The sequence below is a fragment of the Vibrio vulnificus CMCP6 genome, assembly GCF_000039765.1.
GTDB classification, from domain to species: domain Bacteria; phylum Pseudomonadota; class Gammaproteobacteria; order Enterobacterales; family Vibrionaceae; genus Vibrio; species Vibrio vulnificus_B.
Map to the genome: position 1 here is coordinate 1,920,802 of NC_004459.3, position 21,631 is coordinate 1,942,432.

Below are 21,631 nucleotides of genomic sequence, written 5' to 3' on the forward strand. Positions count from 1 at the left end.
GGCTTTTTTTGTTGCTGATTTTCCTGTTTTGTCTATCGTTAATTGAGTGATCTTTAAACAAATTGATCATTTTGATTTCGCATATCAAGGTTTGGCCGCAACACATCATAAAACAAAGGCAATAATCGGTACTTATGCAAGGTTTGGCAAAGCTGCTTGTAATAGAAGACGATGAAGCGAATCGTCTTAACTTACGCAATATACTGGAATTCGTTGGAGAGAGTTGCGAAGCCCTACGTTCTGATCAGATAGAAAATGCAGATTGGTCAAAGATCTGGTCAGGGGTTATCGTTGGTTTCGTCGACAATAAGTCCATCACAACTGTGATGGCAAAACTGAACTCCGCCCACCATATCCCTTTACTCGTGTTGGGGGATTTTTCTCATCCTGTAGAACACCTGCCTAACCTGATTGGTGAGTTGGAATTCCCACTTAACTATCCTCAGCTCAGCGAAGCACTAAGACACTGTAAAGAGTTTTTGGGTCGTAAAGGCGTCAATGTTGTTGCCTCGGCACGTAAGAATACCCTCTTCCGCAGTCTTGTCGGTCAAAGCTTAGGTATTCAAGAAGTTCGTCATCTAATCGAACAAGTGGCAGCGACCGAAGCGAATGTTTTGATCTTGGGTGAATCGGGGACGGGTAAAGAAGTGGTCGCGCGTAATATCCACTATCATTCCTCACGTCGCAATGGTCCTTTTGTGCCAATCAATTGCGGCGCGATTCCACCAGATTTACTTGAAAGTGAACTGTTTGGTCACGAAAAAGGGGCTTTTACTGGTGCGTTAACCACGCGCAAAGGGCGTTTTGAATTAGCTGAAGGTGGCACACTTTTCTTGGATGAAATTGGCGATATGCCAATGGCAATGCAGGTTAAGTTGCTTCGTGTGCTGCAAGAGCGTTGTTTTGAACGCGTAGGTGGCAACACCACCATTAAAGCCAATGTGCGCATTATTGCGGCAACACATCGCAATTTAGAAACCATGATCGACGATGAAAAGTTCCGCGAAGATCTTTTCTACCGTCTCAACGTGTTCCCCATTGAGATGCCTGCGCTTAAAGAGCGCAAAGAAGACATTCCTTTGTTACTGCAAGAGCTCATGACACGTCTGCAAGCCGAAGGGGGATTACCAATTTGTTTTACCCCTCGTGCGATCAACTCCTTAATGGAGCATGATTGGCCAGGTAATGTGCGTGAATTGGCGAACTTGGTTGAGCGTATGGTGATCCTCTATCCAAATAGTTTGGTAGACGTGAATCACTTGCCAACCAAATATCGTTACAGTGACATTCCTGAATTCCAACCAGAGACGTCATCGTTCAATTCGATTGAAGATCAAGAGCGCGACGTGTTGGAAGATATTTTCTCAGAAAGCTTCGATCTAGCGGCGAGAAATAACTTTGATGACCACTTCGATGCTCCTCAATCTTTGCCGCCTGAAGGGGTCAACTTGAAAGAACTTCTTGCGGATTTGGAAGTGAACATGATCAACCAAGCGTTAGAAGCACAAGGCGGTGTCGTGGCTCGTGCTGCTGATATGTTGGGAATGCGTCGCACCACATTGGTTGAGAAAATGCGTAAATACAATATGCAACGTTAGAAAACCATTTCAGCGTCAACTTATTGTCAATCACCTAACGCATTGATAATAAACGAAAATAGCCTGGCATGCATTTTGCGTGTTAGGCTATTCTAGTATTTGAGGCGAGATTTCGACAGCGCATGGATAATTTAACCAATCAATCCCACTTAGACTCGGTAGAAAGTCAGGTAGAACGTTACAAGCAAGTGCTTGATGTGATGCCAGCGGGAGTGATTTTGCTTGATACTCAAGGGGTGGTGCGAGAAGCCAATCCAGAAGCGCATCGAATTCTAGAAGTGCCCTTGGTGAACGAGCGCTGGTTTTCGGTGATCCAAGCAGCGTTCGATCCGCGCGAAGATGATGGTCATGAAGTGTCCCTGCGTAATGGTCGAAAAGTCCGCCTAGCCATTTCGGCTTCTGCGACAGGTCAACTCATTTTGATCACTGACCTAACCGAAACACGCTTGTTGCAATCTCGTGTGAGTGATTTACAGCGGTTATCTTCGTTAGGACGCATGGTCGCGTCTTTGGCGCATCAAGTTCGAACCCCGCTCTCTAGTGCGATGCTTTACGCCTCAAACCTTTCTGCTCCTAACCTGCCTAATACAACGCGAGAGCGTTTTCAATCAAAGCTGATGGATCGCTTGCAGGATTTGGAAAAACAGGTCAACGATATGTTGTTGTTTGCCAAAGGCGGCGACAACAAAGTCATTAAACCTTTCACCATCGCTCAACTGGTCAGTGAGTTTCAGCCCATGGTTGAGACCGCATTGAAAAGCAATCACATTGATTACGGCCAAGAGGTGGAAGAGGAGCAAACAGTCATTTTAGGTAATGCCAATGCCATCGCTTCTGCATTGAGTAACTTAGTGATGAACGCCATTCAAATTGCGGGGAAAGAAGCTCAGATCGATGTGTTTTTCCGCCCAGTCAATGGTGAGTTGCGTATTTCAGTGCAAGACAGTGGCCCTGGAGTGCCGAAAGAGCTGCAAAACAAAATCATGGAACCTTTTTTTACCACTCGTTCTCAAGGAACGGGTTTAGGTTTGGCCGTGGTACAAATGGTCTGTCGTGCTCATGAGGGCCGACTAGAATTATTATCAGAAGAAGGGGATGGTGCTTGCTTCACCATGTGTATCCCTTTGGAAAGAACTCAATCTGCAGATGCAGAATGAGCGCGTAACAACACTGGAGAATCAAGATGGCTCAAAGCAAAGTGTTAATCGTAGAAGACGATGAAGGTCTGCGCGAAGCGCTAGTCGACACATTGGCATTAGCAGGTTATGAATGGCTAGAAGCGGATTGCGCAGAAGATGCTTTGGTCAAGCTGAAAGCCAATCCGGTCGATATTGTCGTTTCTGATGTACAAATGGCGGGCATGGGTGGCTTAGCACTGCTGCGTAGCATCAAACAAAATTGGCCAAATTTACCCGTGTTGCTGATGACAGCGTACGCCAACATCGAAGACGCCGTGTCGGCGATGAAGGAAGGAGCGATTGACTACATGGCTAAGCCTTTTGCGCCAGAAGTCTTGCTCAATATGGTCAGCCGCTACGCACCTGTCAAATCTGAAGACAATGGCGATGCCGTTGTTGCGGACGAAAAAAGCTTACGCTTATTGGCATTGGCGGACAAAGTCGCTCGTACCGATGCCAACGTTATGGTTCTTGGGCCTAGTGGCTCGGGCAAAGAAGTGCTATCACGCTACATTCACAATGCCTCGCCGCGCAAAGATGGCCCTTTCATTGCCATTAACTGTGCTGCTATTCCCGACAATATGTTGGAAGCAACCCTATTTGGCTACGAGAAAGGTGCGTTTACCGGGGCGGTTCAAGCTTGTCCGGGGAAATTTGAACAAGCCCAAGGTGGCACCATTTTGCTCGATGAAATCAGCGAAATGGATTTGAACCTTCAAGCCAAACTGCTGCGTGTTTTGCAAGAGCGTGAAGTGGAACGCTTAGGTAGTCGCAAAAGCATTAAGCTTGATGTTCGTGTACTGGCCACCAGTAACCGCGATCTCAAACAGTATGTCTCAGCGGGCAACTTCCGGGAAGATTTGTACTACCGCCTGAACGTTTTCCCAATCACTTGGCCTGCGTTGTGTGACCGTCAAGGAGACATAACACCGCTGGCGAAGCATTTAGCAGAGCGCCATTGTACCAAGCAAGGCATCCCAGTGCCGCGTTTCTCACCAAGTGCGTTGGAGAAGCTGTTGCAATACCCATGGCCGGGTAATGTGCGTGAGCTGGATAACGTAGTGCAGCGTGCGCTGATCCTCAGTGAAAATGGCGACATCTCCCACGAGCATATCTTGCTTGAAGGGGTGGATTGGCAAGATGCCGACAGCTTGCAGCATGTGGTGCAGCAACAAGAGCACATTGCGCCAGAAATCAAACCGATCGCTCAGGCTGAGCCTGAAGGCATGATTCGCGGTCTGTCTGTGGGTGACAGCTTAGGCAGTGAGCTGCGCGATCAAGAGTATGCCATTATCTTGGAAACACTGATTGAATGTCAGGGGCGCCGCAAAGAAATGGCGGATAAGCTGGGGATTAGCCCCAGAACTTTACGCTATAAGCTAGCCAAAATGCGCGATGCTGGTATCGAGATCCCGGGATAGGATTTGAAATCTTGGTCAGATTGCCTGACTCAGGTAAACTGGCCAGCCATAACGGGCAATATGGCATGCTAATTGCTGTGTCAATATTACAGCAAAATAGTTAGTCAAACTTTTGGCTTAGAGGTAACGATGAGAATTGATGGATTTAACGGTGAAATGCGCGCCATGATGCTTGAAGCAAGCAACACGACCGCACCGGCGACGGGCGCGAAAGTCAGTGCCGATTTTAGCACTTTGCTAAATCAGGCCATCAATAACGTTAACTCACTGCAAAAGAGCTCAAGCGATTTGCAAACCCGCTTTGATCGCGGTGACGCGGATGTTTCTCTTTCCGATGTCATGATTGCGAGAAACAAATCCAGCGTCGCATTTGAAGCCACGGTACAGGTTAGAAATAAACTGGTCGAGGCATACAAAGACCTTATGAACATGCCAGTCTAATGTGGGTAGTAAACTGTGGCTGAAGAAAATAAATCAACCGATCTAGCACTGACTGATGATGGTTCCAGTAAAGCGTTAACCATGCATTCTGATATGGATATGGACAGTCAGAATCCAGATTTAGACGAGCGTAGCTCTTCTAAGTTTGATATGGCCGTGGGTGATTTAGATTTATTACGTCAGGTCGTGTTAGTCCTCTCGATTTCCATCTGTGTCGCTTTGATTGTGATGTTGTTTTTCTGGGTTAAAGAGCCAGAAATGCGACCATTGGGTGTGTTTGAAACCGAAGAACTGATTCCCGTACTGGATCATTTAGACCAGCAAAAAATCAACTACAAGTTAGATGGCAACACCATTCTGGTCGAGACCAGCGAGTTCAATTCCATCAAATTGGACATGGTACGCTCTGGCCTGAATCAAAGTACCCAAGCAGGAGATGATATCTTGCTGCAAGATATGGGATTTGGGGTTTCACAGCGTCTTGAACAAGAGCGTCTGAAACTGAGTCGAGAGCGCCAACTGGGTAAGGCGATCGAAGAGATGAAGCAAGTGCGCAAAGCCAAAGTGCTTCTCGCGTTGCCAAAACAGAGTGTGTTTGTGCGCCACAACCAAGAAGCGTCCGCCTCTGTGTTCTTGACCTTAAATACCGGCTCCAACCTCAAGCAGCAAGAAGTCGATTCGATTGTCGACATGGTAGCCAGTGCCGTGCCAGGGATGAAAACCTCGCGTGTGACCGTCACGGATCAACATGGCCGTTTGCTCAATTCTGGCTCTCAAGATCCCGTTTCAGCCGCTCGCCGTAAAGAGCAAGAGTTGGAGCGTAATCAAGAACAAGCGCTGCGTGAAAAAATCGACTCCGTTTTGATCCCTATCTTAGGCTTCGGTAACTATACCGCCCAAGTGGATATCGAAATGGACTTCAGTGCGGTCGAGCAAACGCGTAAGCAGTTTGATCCGAATACGCCTGCGACACGAAGCGAATACGCACTTGAAGATTACAACAATGGCAACATGGTGGCCGGAGTGCCCGGTGCCCTGAGTAATCAGCCACCTGCCGATGCGTCGATTCCTCAAGATGTTGCACAAATGAAAGATGGCTCGGTGCTCGGTCAAGGATCGGTACGTAAAGAATCGACACGTAACTTTGAATTGGACACCACCATCAGTCATGAGCGTAAGCAAATGGGTGTGATTAACCGTCAAACCGTCGCGGTCGCCATTAAAGATCGCGCCACCATCAATCCTGATACAGGTGATGTGACGTATACACCTCGCAGCGAGGCGGAAATTAACGCGATTCGCCAAGTGCTTGTCGGTACCGTCGGCTTTAGTGAAAATCGCGGTGACTTGCTCAACGTATTAAGTATGCCATTTGCCGAGCCAGAGCAGGAGCAATTGGCGGATGTGCCTATTTGGGAACATCCTAACTTCAACGATTGGATTCGTTGGTTTGCCAGTGCCTTAGTCATTATTGTGGTGATCTTAGTTTTGATCCGCCCTGCTATGAAGAAACTGCTCAACCCAGCGGGTGATGACGATGACGAAATGTATGGACCAGATGGCTTACCGATTGGTGCCGATGGTGAAACCAGCCTAATCGGTAGCGATATTGATGCAGGTGAGCTGTTTGAGTTTGGCTCTAGTATCGATCTCCCTAACCTACACAAGGACGAAGATGTGCTGAAAGCGGTTCGTGCCCTCGTGGCAAATGAACCTGAACTGGCAGCACAAGTGGTCAAGAATTGGATGATAAATGGCTAACGAAATTGTAAACGGGAACGAAGACGGCTCGATGGATACACCAGAAGTTGATATCAGTTCGATATCAGGTGAAGAAAAAGCAGCAATTTTGCTGCTGAGTTTAAACGAACAAGACGCCGCCGGCATTATCCGCCACTTAGAGCCAAAACAGGTTCAGCGTGTGGGTAGTGCGATGGCGCGCGCCAAAGACCTCAGCCAAGACAAAGTTTCGGCAGTGCACCGTGCTTTCTTGGAAGACATTCAGAAGTACACCAACATCGGTATGGGCAGTGAAGACTTCATGCGTAATACCTTGATCGCGGCACTGGGTGCTGATAAAGCCAATAACTTGGTGGATCAGATTCTGTTGGGTACGGGTTCGAAAGGTCTCGATTCGTTGAAATGGATGGACCCACGACAAGTGGCGAGCATCATTGTTAACGAACACCCACAAATTCAGACGATCGTACTGTCCTACTTGGAAGCCGATCAGTCAGCCGAGATCATCGCGCAATTCCCAGAGCGTGTACGTCTTGACTTGATGATGCGTATTGCCAACCTTGAGGAAGTTCAACCTTCAGCACTGGCTGAGTTGAACGAAATCATGGAGAAACAGTTTGCCGGCCAAGCGGGCGCGCAAGCAGCGAAAATTGGCGGCCTGAAGGCCGCTGCAGAGATCATGAACTACCTCGACAACAACGTCGAAGGTTTGTTGATGGAGCAGATTCGCGACCAAGACGAAGATCTGGCGACGCAAATCCAAGATCTCATGTTCGTATTCGAGAACCTTATCGAAGTGGACGATCAAGGTATCCAGAAATTGCTGCGTGACGTCCCACAAGACGTACTACAGAAAGCCCTTAAAGGTGCCGATGATGGTCTTCGTGAGAAGATCTTCAAGAACATGTCGAAACGTGCGGCTGAGATGATGAAAGACGACATCGAAGCAATGCCACCAGTGCGTGTTGCCGATGTGGAAGCGGCGCAGAAAGAAATTCTCGCCATTGCTCGTCGTTTGGCCGACAGCGGAGAAATCATGCTGTCCGGTGGCGCAGACGAATTCTTGTAATTACAGACAAGCCCCGAGTTGGGGCTTTGTTTCCTTAAGAACAATGAAAACTCAATCACTGAGTTTTACATGTGACCATTCAGAGGTAACCGATCCATGGCTAACGAGAGAAAACGTGGTTTTATCCGCCCTGGTGAAGATGATGCCGTTCCACAACCTCAGCGTTGGGGATTGCCTGATTACGGCTCTGAGGTAAACAAGCAAGCCAAAGAAACGGCGTTTAACTACGATCCTGGCTGGATGCCTGACTTCGAACAGCCGGAAGAAGAAGCTGTCCTTGAGTTAACCGAAGAGCAAATCGAACTGATTAAGCAAGGCGCTTATCAGGAAGGTTTGTTCCAAGGTCAAGAAGCGGGCTTTAAACAAGGTTTTGATAAAGGCAAAGAAGAAGGTTTTCAAGCCGGTCATGAAGAAGGCCTTGAACAGGGTAAAAATGAAGGCATTGAAGCGGGTCAAGAACACATTAAGCAGCAGGTCGATACCTTTATTAATCTCGCTAACCAGTTTGCCCAGCCATTAGAGCTGATGAACAACCAAGTGGAAAAACAACTGGTGGATATGGTGTTGTGCTTGGTTAAAGAAGTGGTGCATGTCGAGGTGCAAACCAACCCGCAAGTGATCTTAGACACCGTGAAAGCCTCGGTTGAAAGTCTACCTATTGCCGGGCATCCCATTACGCTGCGCCTCAATCCCGAAGACGTCGACATTATCCGCTCTGCGTATGGCGAGGATGATCTCAACTTCCGCAACTGGACCTTACTCAGTGAACCAGCCCTGAACCGTGGCGATGTACAAATCGAAGCGGGCGAATCCAGCGTTAGCTACCGGATGGAAGAGCGCATCAAGCAAGTGATACAGAATTTCTGTGGTAAGAATCGTCACCACGGAGGTGAATGATGATTGCGCTAGCAGAGAGACTCAAAAGCTACAGAGTACAAGGCTTGGGCAGCCGTCCGGTCGCCTCAGGTAAACTGGTGCGTGTTGTCGGTCTAACGCTGGAAGCGACAGGGTGTCGAGCTCCCATCGGTAGTTTGTGTTTGGTGGAAACCATGACAGGCCAGATGGAAGCCGAAGTTGTCGGCTTTTCGGGTGACAATCTATTTCTGATGCCGAGCGAGCAAATCGGTGGCATTTTGCCCGGCGCTAAAGTGACGCCGTTAACCAGCGAAAGTGGTTTGCCTGTGGGCATGGAACTGCTAGGTCGTGTGATTGACGGTGTGGGCAACCCCTTGGATGGTTTAGGCCCAATTTACACCGAACATCGCGCTTCTTTTAATGCAGAACCCATTAACCCCCTTGCGCGCAAACCCATTACCGAACCGCTCGATGTCGGCTTGAAAGCCATTAACGGCTTACTTACGGTGGGAAAAGGCCAACGTATCGGCCTGTTTGCGGGCTCTGGTGTGGGTAAATCGGTCACGCTAGGTATGATGACCCGTGGTACCACCGCCCAAGTGGTTGTGGTGGGATTAATCGGTGAACGTGGACGAGAAGTTAAAGAGTTCATCGAAGAAATTCTCGGTGAAGATGGACGCAAGCGTTCCGTCGTTGTCGCCGCGCCCGCGGATGCATCGCCGCTTATGCGCTTGAAAGGTTGTCAGACGGCCCTCACCATTGCGGAATATTTCCGTGATCAAGGGTTGGATGTGTTGCTCCTGATGGATTCATTGACACGCTTTGCTCAAGCGCAGCGTGAAATTGCACTGTCGGTCGGTGAACCGCCTGCCACCAAAGGTTATCCACCTTCGGTGTTTGCCAAATTGCCTGCGCTGGTGGAGCGCGCGGGTAATGGTGGTCCGCAACAAGGCTCGATCACCGCATTCTTTACCGTTTTAACGGAAGGCGATGACCTTCAAGACCCGATCGCAGACGCATCGCGCGCCATCTTGGATGGCCATATCGTCCTTTCACGTGAAATGGCCGATGCGGGTCATTATCCGGCGATTGACGTTGAGAAGTCCGTGAGCCGAGTCATGCCACAAATCACTACCGAAGAGCATGTGTTGATGTCGAAAGCGGTGCGCCAAGTGTTGTCTATTTGTCGTAAAAACCAAGATTTGGTGTCGATTGGCGCTTATAAACCGGGTACCGATCCGGCTATAGACAGTGCTTTCACATTGAAGCCGAAGTTGGACGAATACTTGCAACAACGGATGAAAGAAACCGTGCCTTACGCCATGTGTGTCAACATGTTGAAGAACGTGCTTGGAGTGCAGTAATCGATGGAAAACGCAATGGACTTTCTGCTTGAGCAGACCAAAGAGAAAGAAAACCAAGCGGTGATGGCGCTGAATAAGGCGAAATCGGAGCTGGAAGGTTACTATACTCAATTGGCTCAAATTGAAAAGTATCGCCTGGATTATTGCCAACAGCTCGTCGAGCGAGGGCAAAATGGTTTAACGGCCAGCCAGTTTGTTCATTTGCATCGATTTCTCGGTAAACTGGATGAAACGCTCTCTAAGCAAAAGCAAGCAGAAACACAATTTAAACAACAAGTTGAAAACTGTGAACATTATTGGCTAGAAGTGCGCAAGCAACGAAAATCCTACGAGTGGATGATTGAGAAAAAACAGCAAGAGAAACTCAAAGCAGAAGCAAAGCGAGAGCAGAAACAGATGGATGAGTTTTCAACCTTGCTCTATTCACGCGGCGCTAAATGAGAGAAGTGGCTTGCTTTTTGCAGGCTATTTTTTTAGCTCAATACCAAGGCTGGAAAGCATTGGATTTTAACCCATTTTAGCGCGGCTAAGAGACTCGAATTATGAATGTGAATCTGCAACCCGTTTCCACGACAGCAAAGACCGCCAGTCAAAGTGGCGAAAGTTTGGCTGCAACCACCACGGCCGACTCGACGGACTCCAAAGGTTTTTTGCAGACCCTTTCTGAAGTCTTCTCCTCTGGAAAAACGGAAGCGGACGGCAATATCGCAGCAAAAGCATCGCAAGGCGTTCAATCGGAAGGCGTTAAAGGGAGCAGTGCTCTTGATGACACTGCTGAGACCAGTGAGGCAAAGGTTGGCCCATCAGATAGTTCGGTTGATGAGGTGTTAGAGCTTGAGTCAGAAGCAGACCTCTCTTCGTCCCAGCGCGTGGCCGAATCGAAATTAGACCAAGACTCTTCAGCAGTACTTAGCAGTGAAGATGACAAATCGAATCAATCGCTTAGTCGCGTAAATACAGACAGTGATGTATTGAAAGGCGCTCCTGCCGCAGCAAAAGACACCGTGGCACAAGATGACAACGCTAAGCAAGCGGTGATGCAGGAAGGCTCCAAAATTCTAGGTCAGTTAGAACAGTCGAATGCGGCGCTGAAAGAGACAAGTGGCAAAGGCTTGCCACAAAACGCATCGCCAGACATTGAATCGAGCGCAGCCATTGCAGCGGCATCGACTTCTGTGCAGCCACAACGTGATGCACTCGATGACGAACAAGCGTTGATTGCGGCCCAACAAGGGCAAAGCTTGTCCCACTATTCCGCGCATCTTGATCAACAGGCAGTTAGTCAAGCACAACCTATTGATGCTGCTCATCAAGCTCAGATCATCAACGCGCAAGTGGCCGAGAATGAATTGCCACAAGATTGGCGCGAGGTGATGCCGCAGCCTCAAGCGGGAAACCTTGCTAATAGTGCGGCACTCGACAAGGATGTTCAGCCAAGTGCTGATATGGATCCACAAGCGTTGCTTGTTAGCAGCGCCATGGGCGTCAACTCGGTGAAAAATAGTGCAACGTCATCAAGTGAAACACCACAAGTGGTGTCACTTGAGTTGTTAGTGGTCATTGAGCAAAAATTAGCGGCGGCGCAACCTTTAAGTGCGCCTGAGCAAAAAATTCTCGATGGTTTGAAATCGGGTCAAATGGTGGCGGATTTCCCCCCATCAGAATGGACGACAAGATTACCTGTTATCGCGGCCACCACTCAGCCGCAACTTACTCCTTCGGAAGGGGGGAGTGAACGACATGCCATTGATTGGACGTCGCCTCAATCCGCTCAGCCAAAGCATCAAGATAGCGCCGCTGCCAAAACGGCAGGCAGCGCAGCATTAGCGCAAGCGGTGCATACGGCACTTGCTCAGCCCAATACGGCCACAACTGTCCCATTGAGCGCAGACAAAGCCGCTATGGTTCTGCCTGATGGCATGACGGCGAATACGATACCAACCGCGTTTAATCCTGCCGCGTCTCCGGATGTGGCTAAATCTCAAGTGCAATCGATGCAGGCGGCATTAGCGGCGGCTGGCCTTGCTAGCGTAAAAGGCTCATCGAAGCAAACAAGTACTGAGGCTCAGGGCGCTCAACCCACGGCCTCTCTCTACAGTGCGCAGACAGTGACAGGACAAACGAGAGCAGAGAACGTCGCAGCTCAACAACCGTCAATGCCATTAACGCGAGAGTTAGCGAATGAGCAGGTGGCAGAAAAAGTGCAAATGATGATGTCAAAGAACCTCAAACAACTTGATATTCGTCTGGACCCACCGGAGCTTGGCCGCATGCAAATCCGCATGACGATGAACAATGACATCGCCAACGTGCATTTCACTGTCACCAACCCGCAAGCGCGTGACATCATTGAACAAACATTGCCAAGACTGCGGGAAATGCTCGCCCAACAAGGGATGCAATTGGCCGATTCGTCGGTTCAACAGCAAGCCTCTGGTCAGCAGCAGAGACAATACAGTGCTGATGGACAAGGGAATGGACAACAAAGCAGCAGATTTGCCTCTTCAAATGAGGAAAACCTTGAGGCTGACGTTAAACTTGACTTAAATGTCACATCAAAGCGTGATGGAATCAGTTTTTACGCATAAAATACAAATTGTTAAGTTTGATAGGTAGAGCAGCTCATGGCAGAAGAATTGCAAAACGGTGAAGAAGCACCAAAAGGGAAAAGTAAACTTCTAATCATCATCATTGCTGTGGTGGTATTACTCGCCGGTGGCGGTGGTGCTGCGTTCTTTTTGATGGGATCGGATCCTGCAGAAGAGGAAGCCGCTGCACAAGTCCAAGCTCAGCCTGTTGAAGCGCCCATCGCATACGTTAATATCGCTCAGCCATTCGTGTTTAACGTCACGGGTGACAACCGCAATCGAATGGTACAGATCAAAGTGCAGTTGATGGTTCGTGGTACAGAAAATGAAAACCTTGCCCGTTACCATTCGCCGTTGATTGAAAGTTCATTGCTATCAACGTTTGCTTCGGCAACGGTTGAGCAGTTGCGTTCACCTACTGGTCGAACGGAGCTACGTGATAAAGCCACAGATGACATTAAAGCAGCGCTGACGAAATCGGTAGGTCAGCCTGTGATTGAGAAAGTATTGTTTACCGACTTTGTGATTCAGTAGGTATAGCGTGACCGATCTATTAAGCCAAGACGAGATTGATGCGCTCCTTCATGGGGTGGATGATGTCGATGAGATAGACGAGCCGATAGAGGATGATCTAGGCAGCGCCGTCAATTTCGATTTCTCCTCGCAAGATAGGATTGTTCGTGGTCGCATGCCGACCTTGGAACTGATCAATGAACGTTTTGCTCGTCATATGCGCATCAGTTTGTTCAACATGTTGAGAAAAACCGCCGAAGTCTCGATCAACGGCGTGCAAATGATGAAGTTTGGTGAATACCAAAACACGCTATACGTACCCACCAGTTTGAACATGGTTCGCTTCAGGCCGTTAAAAGGCACCGCTTTGATCACCATGGAAGCGCGTTTGGTGTTTATTCTGGTAGAGAACTTTTTTGGTGGCGATGGTCGCTTCCACGCCAAAATTGAAGGTCGCGAATTTACCCCAACAGAGCGACGTATCATACAGCTTCTACTGAAAATCGTATTTGAAGACTACAAAGAAGCTTGGTCGCCTGTGATGGGGGTAGAATTTGAGTATCTCGACTCGGAAGTGAACCCGAGTATGGCGAACATTGTTAGCCCAACCGAAGTGATTGTCGTGAGTTCGTTCCATATCGAAGTGGACGGCGGCGGCGGTGACTTCCATGTGGTCATGCCGTATTCCATGGTCGAGCCGATCCGGGAATTGCTTGATGCGGGTGTGCAATCGGACAAAATGGAAACGGACGTACGTTGGAGCTCTGCTCTGCGTGAAGAAATCATGGATTGTCCGGTGAATTTCCGTGTCAATTTGTTGGAGAAAGATATCTCGCTGCGCGATTTGATGGAACTTCGACCTGGGGACGTCATTCCGATTGAAATGCCTAAGCACGCCGTGATGTTTGTAGAAGAACTACCCACTTACCGCGTGAAAATGGGGCAGTCTAACGAGAAGCTGGCGGTGCAAATTTCCGAAGAAATTGAACGCCCTCATGTGGTGAAAACCGATTTAACTTTCTTAGGTAAAGACATCATGTCTGAACTAGAAAGTGACGACGATGATGATTAATGCTCGCGACTGAGAGCAAAATGTTCGTCTAGTATTGAGTTAAATAGTAAGTAAAAACAGGATAGTAAAATGGCATCAAGTGAAGATGAAAGGCTAGCGGCAGAATGGGCAGCAGCTTTGGGTGAAGATCCCGCAGCGCCTGAAATTGATGTTGACGAAGTATTGGCAGCGCCATTAGAAGAGTTGAAAGATACCTCTGCGCCGATCACCGCCGATGAGCGCCGCAAACTGGATACCATTATGGATATTCCAGTGACGATTTCGATGGAAGTGGGCCGCTCACAAATCAGCATTCGTAACTTACTTCAGCTTAACCAAGGTTCGGTAGTCGAACTGGATCGTCTGGCTGGTGAGTCGCTCGACGTATTGGTCAACGGTACGTTGATCGCCCACGGAGAGGTTGTTGTGGTCAACGATAAGTTTGGTATCCGTCTCACCGATGTGATCAGCCAAACTGAACGTATCAAAAAACTGCGTTAATGCTTATGAGACCAAGCCGTTATCGCCATCGCTTATTTGGTCTTACAGGAGCACTGGTCGCCATGACGAGTGCTCCTCGTGTTTGGGCCGCGCCCCAAGCGCCGGAGCTTGACCTTGCCACCACGTTTGCTTCTCTTCTCCTCGTTATCGCTTTTATTCTCTTTTTAGCTTGGCTGATGAAGCGCATCCAAACGCCAGCATTCGGCCAGAAACACGGCCTAAAAGTGGTGAGCCAAATTGCGGTGGGGACACGAGAGCGCATCGCCGTTGTTCAGGCGGGGGAAGAACAATTTTTAGTGGGCATCACCAGTCAGTCTATCCAGCTGATTGCAAAATTAGAGCATCCGTTAAAACAGGAGGAGTTGGCTAAAACGGCATTTGCACAACAATTTAGCCAGCTACTGAAAAAGAATGAACAATAAGCAACTTCTGACCACGTTTTGGCTATCACTCAGCTTACTGATGGCATCCCTATTTTCCTTTTCGGCTTGGGCACAAGCGGAAGAGACCGCGTTGCCAGCCAATCTTGCACCGGGCGGTAGTGTGACGGTTTCACAAATGCAGAGTGACACCAGTAAGAGTGAATTTATGAGTGTGGGTAGCGGAGGCGGTATCCCAGCTTTCACCATGACCACTAACCCTGACGGCAGTGAAGACTACTCGGTCACGTTGCAGATTTTAGCGTTAATGACCATGCTTGGCTTCTTGCCAGCGATGGTGATTTTGATGACCTCATTCACCCGGATTGTGGTGGTGATGTCGATTTTGCGGCAGGCTATGGGTCTGCAACAAACGCCGTCAAACCAGGTCATTATTGGTATCGCACTTTTCTTAACCTTTTTTATTATGTCGCCCGTGATTAACGAAGTGAATGAACAAGCGGTTCAACCGTACCTGAATGAGCAGCTCACCGCACGCGAAGCGTTTGATGCCGCACAAGGGCCAATGAAAGCGTTCATGCTCAAGCAAACACGCGTGAAAGATCTCGAGACATTCGTCAATATGTCAGGAGAGCAGGCAACCAATCCCGAAGACGTTTCTATGGCGGTGTTGATCCCCGCGTTTATCACCTCTGAGCTGAAAACCGCATTCCAAATCGGATTCATGCTGTTTTTGCCGTTCCTTATCATTGACCTTGTGGTGGCTTCGGTATTGATGGCGATGGGTATGATGATGTTGTCACCGATGATCGTCTCGCTGCCGTTTAAGCTGATGTTGTTCGTGTTAGTCGATGGCTGGAACCTGATCCTTTCCACTCTCGCAGGCAGTTTTGCCTTATAGCGGTAAGGAGACGCAATGACACCTGAAGTTTTTGTTGAGCTGTTTCGTGAAGCACTGTGGATGGTTCTCATCATGGTGTGTGCCATCATTATTCCCAGTTTGTTGGTGGGTTTGATTGTGGCAATTTTTCAGGCGGCGACCTCGATCAACGAACAAACCCTGAGCTTTTTGCCACGTCTGATTGTGACTTTATTAGCGCTAATGCTCTTTGGCCATTGGATGACACAGATGTTGATGGAGTACTTTTTCGCGCTAGTGGAACGTTTTCCGCAAGTTCTGTACTAGGCGGGAGGAGCGATGGAATATCCAACCACCATTATTCTGGACTGGATAGCCAACTATTTTTGGCCTTTCACTCGTATCTCATCCATGCTGATGGTGATGACGGTGACGGGTGCGCGTTTTGTTTCTCCTCGAATTCGTCTCTACCTTAGCCTTGCCATCACCTTGGCCTTAATGCCAGCGATTCCGGCGGTGCCAGAAGAGCTCCAACTGCTCTCATTTCAAGGCTTTTTGACCACCTTTGAGCAAATTGTTATTGGTGTAGCAATGGGGATGGTGACGCAATTTATCATCCAAACCTTTGTCCTGCTGGGTCAGATTTTGGGTATGCAATCGAGTTTGGGTTTCGCATCCATGGTGGACCCGGCCAATGGTCAAAACACGCCGTTGCTTGGTCAGTTGTTTATGTTCCTGTCGACCATGTTTTTCCTCGCCACCGATGGTCACTTGAAAATGCTGCAATTGGTGCTGTTTAGCTTCAAAACCTTGCCCATAGGCAGTGGTTCATTGAATGCGGTTGATTTTCGTGAACTGGCGTTGTGGCTGGGCATCATGTTCAAAACGGCGCTGAGTATGTCACTCTCGGGTATCATTGCGCTGCTGACCATCAACCTCTCCTTCGGGGTGATGACCCGAGCCGCACCGCAGCTGAACATTTTCTCTCTCGGTTTTGCTTTCGCCTTGTTGGTGGGGTTACTGATTTGTTGGTACATCTTGGCTGGCTTATACAGCCATTATGAGCTGTACTGGTTGCAAGGCGAACAGCAGGTTTGCCGATTTATTCGCTTGAATTGCTAGGAGGCTGGTTTGGCAGAGTCAGACGGTCAAGAACGTACCGAAGAAGCCACGCCCCGACGGTTACAACAAGCGCGGGAAAAAGGCCAAGTTGCACGCTCAAAAGAGCTGGCTTCTGTGTCTGTATTGGTGATTGGTGCCGTTTCCCTGATGTGGTTCGGTGAAAGCCTCGCAAGGGCGTTGTTCAAAGCGATGGGACGTTTGTTTAGCCTCTCTCGTGAAGAAATTTTTGACCCCAGTAAGCTGTTTGATATTGCCAGTGGCGCATTAAGCGCTTTGCTCCTTCCTCTGCTGCTTATTTTGTTTGCGCTCTTTGTCGCTGCTGCAATTGGTTCCGCCGGCGTTGGTGGCATCAGTTTTTCAGTGGAAGCGGCGACGCCAAAATTATCGAAAATGAACCCACTGAGCGGTATCAAGCGTATGTTTGGCTTGCAAAGTTGGGTTGAGCTCATCAAATCAATTTTGAAAGTCGCGTTGGTAACGGGCGTAGCGATCTACCTAATTCAAGCTTCACAGGAAGACTTAATCCAACTCAGTTTGGATGTCTATCCGCAGAATATTTTCCACGCTTTGGACATTTTGTTGAACTTCGTTTTGCTGATCAGTTGCTCGTTGTTGATTGTGGTGGCGATCGACATTCCTTTTCAGATTTGGCAACACGCTGACCAACTGAAAATGACCAAGCAAGAAGTGAAAGATGAATACAAAGACACCGAAGGTAAGCCTGAGGTCAAAGGCCGTATCCGTATGTTGCAACGCGAAGCTGCTCAGCGACGTATGATGGCGGACGTTCCAACTGCGGATGTGATTGTGACCAACCCGGAGCACTTTTCTGTTGCACTGCGTTATAAGCAGAACAGCGACAGAGCGCCAGTGGTAGTGGCGAAAGGGACGGATCACATGGCGATGAAAATACGTGAAGTGGCGCGCGAGCACGACATTTCTATTGTGCCAGCGCCACCATTGGCGCGTGCGCTCTATTATTCAACCGAGCTTGAACAGCAGATCCCTGATGGTCTATTTACCGCGGTTGCACAAATACTGGCTTACGTGTTCCAGTTGAAACAGTACCGGAAACGGGGCGGCCATCGGCCGAAACTGCAAGACTATGATCTGCCGATTCCACCCGATCTCAGACATTGATAGTCGGCGATTCTTTTGTTCTTAAGTCTCTTGTCATTATTTTGGCGCATGAGCTGGTATAGAGATTGCTAGCTAGCACCTAATTCGGATGATAAATACAGATGACGACAGTCGTTGTCTTCCATATCAATAACTTAAAGCTATCCATTGAGACGAAGTAATGGCTAAGAAATTTACTCTGCCGTTTGCAGATAAGTTGCCTAAAATCCCCCAACGTTCAGTACCAGCCATTGGCGCACCGATTATGGTGTTGGCCACCTTGGCCATGGTGGTATTGCCAATTCCTCCGTTTCTACTGGATATGTTCTTTACCTTTAACATCGCCTTAGCCATGGTGGTGCTATTGGTCACGGTTTATACCCGAAGACCACTCGACTTCGCTGCCTTTCCCACCGTTCTACTGATTGCGACCTTGCTGAGATTGGCCTTGAACGTTGCCTCAACGCGTGTGGTTCTCCTGAAGGGTCACGAAGGGGGAGACGCAGCGGGTAACGTTATCGAAGCGTTCGGTAACGTGGTGATCGGCGGTAACTACGCCGTTGGTCTTGTGGTGTTCCTGATCTTAATGATCATTAACTTTATGGTTGTCACCAAGGGTGCGGGCCGTATTTCCGAGGTAAGTGCTCGCTTCACCTTGGACGCTTTGCCTGGTAAGCAGATGGCGATCGATGCCGATTTGAACGCGGGTTTGATAGACCAAGAACAAGCGCGCTTACGCCGTTTTGAAGTGACCAAAGAAGCCGATTTCTACGGCTCGATGGATGGTGCATCGAAGTTCGTTAAAGGTGACGCCATCGCCGGTATTTTGATCTTGTTCATCAACATCATTGGTGGTTTGAGCATTGGTATGGCGCAGTATGATCTCGGTTTCTCCGACGCCATCAAAATCTATACATTGCTGACCATTGGTGATGGTCTGGTGGCGCAGATCCCATCGCTGTTGCTTTCTATCGCAGCGGCGATGATGGTGACTCGTCAGAATACCGATGAAGACATGGGCGAGCAGATGCTCTTCCAAATGTTTGATAATCCAAAAGCACTGACGATCACCGCGGCGATTCTAGGCATCATGGGGATTGTACCCGGTATGCCTCATTTTGCTTTCCTGACGCTAGCGGCGATCGCCGGAGCGGGCGCTTACTTTATTGATAAGAAGCAGAAGCAAAAGGCCAAAGAACCGAAAGTACCCGTGGTGGCAGACAGCAGCAATGCTCCCTCGGTACGTGAACTCTCATGGGATGACGTACAGCCGGTCGACATCATTGGCTTGGAAGTGGGTTATCGCTTGATCCCATTGGTAGATAGAGACCAAGGTGGCGAACTGCTTGAACGCGTGAAAGGGGTTCGTAAGAAGCTCTCGCAAGATTTTGGCTTTCTGATCCCGCCAGTGCACATTCGTGACAACTTAGAACTCACTCCGAACAGTTATCGAATCACCTTGATGGGCGTGGCAGTGGGTGAAGCTGAAATTCGCCCTGATCAAGAACTGGCCATTAACCCAGGTCAAGTGTATGGCATGATCGATGGTGAACCGACTATCGACCCAGCCTTTGGACTGGAAGCGGTTTGGATTCGACCAGACCAAAGAGAACACGCTCAAGCACTGGGCTACACCGTGGTGGACTCTTCTACCGTACTGGCTACGCACATGAGCCAGCTTCTAACCAACAATGCCTCTCAGCTCTTAGGCCATGAAGAAGTACAGAACTTACTGGAAATGTTGGGCCGAAGTGCACCGAAACTGGTCGAGAATTTTGTCCCTGATCAGCTCTCGTTGGGCTCTGTGGTGAAAGTGTTGCAAAACCTACTTAATGAAGCGATTCCAATTCGTGACATTCGTACGATTGTACAAACCTTGGCTGAATATTCCTCAAAGAGTCAAGAACCCGACATCCTGACGGCGGCGGTACGTATTTCATTGAAGAGACTAATCGTTCAGGAAATCAATGGAATAGAGCCTGAGTTGCCAGTTATTACCCTGATTCCAGAGCTGGAACAAATATTGCATCAGACCATGCAAGCGTCAGGTGGTGAGTCTGCGGGCATCGAACCCGGTTTGGCTGAAAGATTGCAATCATCGTTGATGATGGCGACTCAGGAGCAAGAGCTCAAAGGCGAACCAGCAGTCTTACTCACCTCCGGCGTGCTGCGGTCCACTCTGGCGAAATTTGTTAAGAACACGATTCCTAACCTCAGAGTGCTTTCGTATCAGGAAATTCCTGACGAAAAACAAATTCGAATTGTACAGGCTGTGGGTAACTGATCTATTAATTAATAACTGATGGTTAAGCCCTGTTTAATGGACGAATGGTTTGAAAATAAAACGATTTTTTGCCAAAGACATGCGAACTGCATTACTCCAAGTAAAAGAAGAACTTGGCGTTGATGCTGTCATCATGTCGAATAAAAAAGTGGCTGGTGGCGTTGAAATCGTCGCTGCGATTGATGGTGACAATCAATCCTCCACTTTTGGCAGCATGCCTAATTTAAGTCGCCGACAAGCGACAGCAACCCCGTCGACAGCAGGGCAATACACTGCGCCTCCCGCACGTAAAGCGACTCGCGATCTTCAAGACGATCGCGTCAGTTTGCAGAGCGAGAAGACCAATGGCGGATCCATGACCAAACGCTTTGCCAACATGCTTAAGCAGTACAGCAATACAAGCGAAGAGAGCAGCTACCGAGATGAATCGGCCGACTCTCTGAACTCATTGCTGGAAAGACAAAATAAGCATCGTGAAGAGCAAAATGGCAATGTCCGTATTCGCGAAAACTCGCCTTTGGCAAAGCTGATTGCGGAAGACCGTCGTATTCCACGCCCTGAGCCTCGTCTTGACCCAACGCGTTACGACCGCCGTAAGCCTCAAACTGAGCAGGAAGAAGGTTCTAACGAGCTAGAGAACATGCGCGAAGAGATGACATCGATTCGTCGTTTGCTTGAGCATCAGGTATCGGGTTTATTGTGGCAGGAAGTGGAAAGAAGAGAACCGCTGCGCGCCATGCTTATCAAACGTCTCGAGCGTATGGGTGTGTCGCCTGAATTGGCGGATCAGATGGCGTGTTACATTCCAGAAGATACCAAGCCTGCCCGTGCATGGAAGGCTTTGCTCGCTTTGGTCTCAGACCAAATTAATGTCACCAAGCAAGATATTTTAAAGCGTGGTGGGGTTGTGGCGTTGTTAGGGCCAACGGGTGTTGGCAAAACCACCACCATCGCAAAATTGGCAGCAAGAGCGGCTATGGAGTATGGCGCGAACAATGTCGCGCTTGTCACCACAGACACCTACCGTATTGGCGCTCACGAACAGCTTTCGATCTACGGCAGAATAATGGGATGTCCTGTAAAAGTTGCTAAAGATTCTAGTGAGTTAGCCGATGTAATCTATCAGCTTAGAAACAGAAAACTGATTTTAGTTGATACAGCAGGTATGGGGCAGCGCGATGTACGTTTATCAGAGCAGCTCGATACGCTCATGCAAGAGAGTGGGGAAGTAATACACAGCTATCTGGTACTTCCCGCTACAGCTCAAAGACGAGTGCTGCAAGAGACCATTGATCATTTTCGAAGAATTCCACTTTCAGGTTGTATCCTGACCAAACTGGATGAGTCACTCAGTTTGGGCGAATTTGTCAGTGTTGTGATTCAAAACGCGTTACCTGTGGCGTATATCGCCAATGGGCAGCGAGTTCCCGAAGATATCGTGATAGCACAACCAAAATATTTGATCGCGAAAGCGAATGAACTGCTTGAGAAGTCGACAGAGAATGAACCTCACTACTGGAACAGTGACAACGAAGGATTCTAGGCGGC

The 21,631-nt window shown here is 48.8% G+C and carries 20 protein-coding genes; all 20 read left to right on the top strand.

The window, feature by feature from the left end; genetic code table 11:
• Positions 1–134 precede the first annotated feature (134 nt).
• The 20 genes from VV1_RS09135 to flhF all read left to right on the top strand — a co-directional run bounded on the left by VV1_RS09135 (position 135) and on the right by flhF (position 21,626).
• Positions 135–1,598, top strand: coding sequence for a sigma-54 dependent transcriptional regulator (locus VV1_RS09135; RefSeq protein WP_011079830.1), 1,464 nt, complete (start codon positions 135–137; stop codon positions 1,596–1,598).
• A 122-nt stretch (positions 1,599–1,720) separates the two neighbouring features.
• Positions 1,721–2,755 (top strand): sensor histidine kinase, encoded by a 1,035-nt coding sequence (locus tag VV1_RS09140; RefSeq protein WP_011079831.1) that lies wholly within the window; start codon positions 1,721–1,723, stop codon positions 2,753–2,755.
• 26 nt (positions 2,756–2,781) lie between these two features.
• Positions 2,782–4,197 carry a sigma-54-dependent transcriptional regulator gene (locus VV1_RS09145; RefSeq protein WP_011079832.1) on the top strand — a complete coding sequence of 472 codons (1,416 nt, stop codon included), beginning with the start codon at positions 2,782–2,784 and terminating at the stop codon, positions 4,195–4,197.
• A 129-nt stretch (positions 4,198–4,326) separates the two neighbouring features.
• Positions 4,327–4,638 (top strand): flagellar hook-basal body complex protein FliE, encoded by a 312-nt coding sequence (gene fliE / locus VV1_RS09150; RefSeq protein WP_011079833.1) that lies wholly within the window; start codon positions 4,327–4,329, stop codon positions 4,636–4,638.
• Between the two features lie 81 nt (positions 4,639–4,719).
• Positions 4,720–6,399: a flagellar basal-body MS-ring/collar protein FliF gene (gene fliF, locus VV1_RS09155; protein WP_226048905.1), complete on the top strand. Its 1,680-nt coding sequence runs from the start codon at positions 4,720–4,722 to the stop codon at positions 6,397–6,399.
• Entirely contained in the window at positions 6,392–7,447 is a 1,056-nt protein-coding gene (fliG, locus tag VV1_RS09160; protein ID WP_011079835.1) for a flagellar motor switch protein FliG, read from the top strand. Before fliF ends, fliG begins: the two co-directional genes overlap by 8 nt.
• A 96-nt stretch (positions 7,448–7,543) precedes the next feature.
• A complete protein-coding gene (gene fliH, locus VV1_RS09165) occupies positions 7,544–8,344 on the top strand; it encodes a flagellar assembly protein FliH (RefSeq protein WP_011079836.1) in 801 nt (266 codons plus the stop codon).
• Positions 8,344–9,666 (top strand): flagellar protein export ATPase FliI, encoded by a 1,323-nt coding sequence (gene fliI, locus VV1_RS09170; RefSeq protein WP_026130674.1) that lies wholly within the window; start codon positions 8,344–8,346, stop codon positions 9,664–9,666. The genes fliH and fliI overlap by 1 nt, the downstream gene beginning before the upstream one ends.
• A gap of 3 nt (positions 9,667–9,669) precedes the next feature.
• Positions 9,670–10,107, top strand: a complete 438-nt coding sequence (fliJ, locus tag VV1_RS09175; protein ID WP_011079838.1) for a flagellar export protein FliJ — start codon at positions 9,670–9,672, stop codon at positions 10,105–10,107.
• 101 nt (positions 10,108–10,208) lie between these two features.
• Positions 10,209–12,254 (top strand): flagellar hook-length control protein FliK, encoded by a 2,046-nt coding sequence (locus VV1_RS09180; protein ID WP_011079839.1) that lies wholly within the window; start codon positions 10,209–10,211, stop codon positions 12,252–12,254.
• Between the two features lie 36 nt (positions 12,255–12,290).
• Positions 12,291–12,788, top strand: coding sequence for a flagellar basal body-associated protein FliL (gene fliL / locus VV1_RS09185; RefSeq protein WP_011079840.1), 498 nt, complete (start codon positions 12,291–12,293; stop codon positions 12,786–12,788).
• Positions 12,789–12,795: 7 nt separating this feature from the next.
• Positions 12,796–13,839 carry a flagellar motor switch protein FliM gene (fliM, locus tag VV1_RS09190; RefSeq protein ID WP_011079841.1) on the top strand — a complete coding sequence of 348 codons (1,044 nt, stop codon included), beginning with the start codon at positions 12,796–12,798 and terminating at the stop codon, positions 13,837–13,839.
• A 69-nt stretch (positions 13,840–13,908) separates the two neighbouring features.
• A complete protein-coding gene (gene fliN, locus VV1_RS09195) occupies positions 13,909–14,319 on the top strand; it encodes a flagellar motor switch protein FliN (RefSeq protein ID WP_011079842.1) in 411 nt (136 codons plus the stop codon).
• On the top strand, positions 14,319–14,741 hold the full coding sequence (gene fliO / locus VV1_RS09200; protein ID WP_011079843.1) for a flagellar biosynthetic protein FliO: 423 nt from the start codon (positions 14,319–14,321) through the stop codon (positions 14,739–14,741). The genes fliN and fliO overlap by 1 nt, the downstream gene beginning before the upstream one ends.
• Complete coding sequence (gene fliP, locus VV1_RS09205) at positions 14,731–15,600, top strand: flagellar type III secretion system pore protein FliP (protein WP_011079844.1); 870 nt, start codon at positions 14,731–14,733, stop codon at positions 15,598–15,600. Before fliO ends, fliP begins: the two co-directional genes overlap by 11 nt.
• A 15-nt stretch (positions 15,601–15,615) precedes the next feature.
• A complete protein-coding gene (gene fliQ / locus VV1_RS09210) occupies positions 15,616–15,885 on the top strand; it encodes a flagellar biosynthesis protein FliQ (protein ID WP_011079845.1) in 270 nt (89 codons plus the stop codon).
• A 12-nt stretch (positions 15,886–15,897) separates the two neighbouring features.
• Complete coding sequence (gene fliR / locus VV1_RS09215; protein ID WP_011079846.1) at positions 15,898–16,680, top strand: flagellar biosynthetic protein FliR; 783 nt, start codon at positions 15,898–15,900, stop codon at positions 16,678–16,680.
• A gap of 9 nt (positions 16,681–16,689) precedes the next feature.
• Positions 16,690–17,820 carry a flagellar biosynthesis protein FlhB gene (flhB, locus tag VV1_RS09220; RefSeq protein WP_011079847.1) on the top strand — a complete coding sequence of 377 codons (1,131 nt, stop codon included), beginning with the start codon at positions 16,690–16,692 and terminating at the stop codon, positions 17,818–17,820.
• A 160-nt stretch (positions 17,821–17,980) separates the two neighbouring features.
• The gene (gene flhA / locus VV1_RS09225; protein ID WP_011079848.1) at positions 17,981–20,083 is read left to right on the top strand and encodes a flagellar biosynthesis protein FlhA; all 2,103 of its coding nucleotides are present in this window, start codon (positions 17,981–17,983) and stop codon (positions 20,081–20,083) included.
• A 49-nt stretch (positions 20,084–20,132) separates the two neighbouring features.
• A complete protein-coding gene (flhF, locus tag VV1_RS09230) occupies positions 20,133–21,626 on the top strand; it encodes a flagellar biosynthesis GTPase FlhF (RefSeq protein WP_011079849.1) in 1,494 nt (497 codons plus the stop codon).
• The last annotated feature ends 5 nt before the right edge of the window (positions 21,627–21,631 follow it).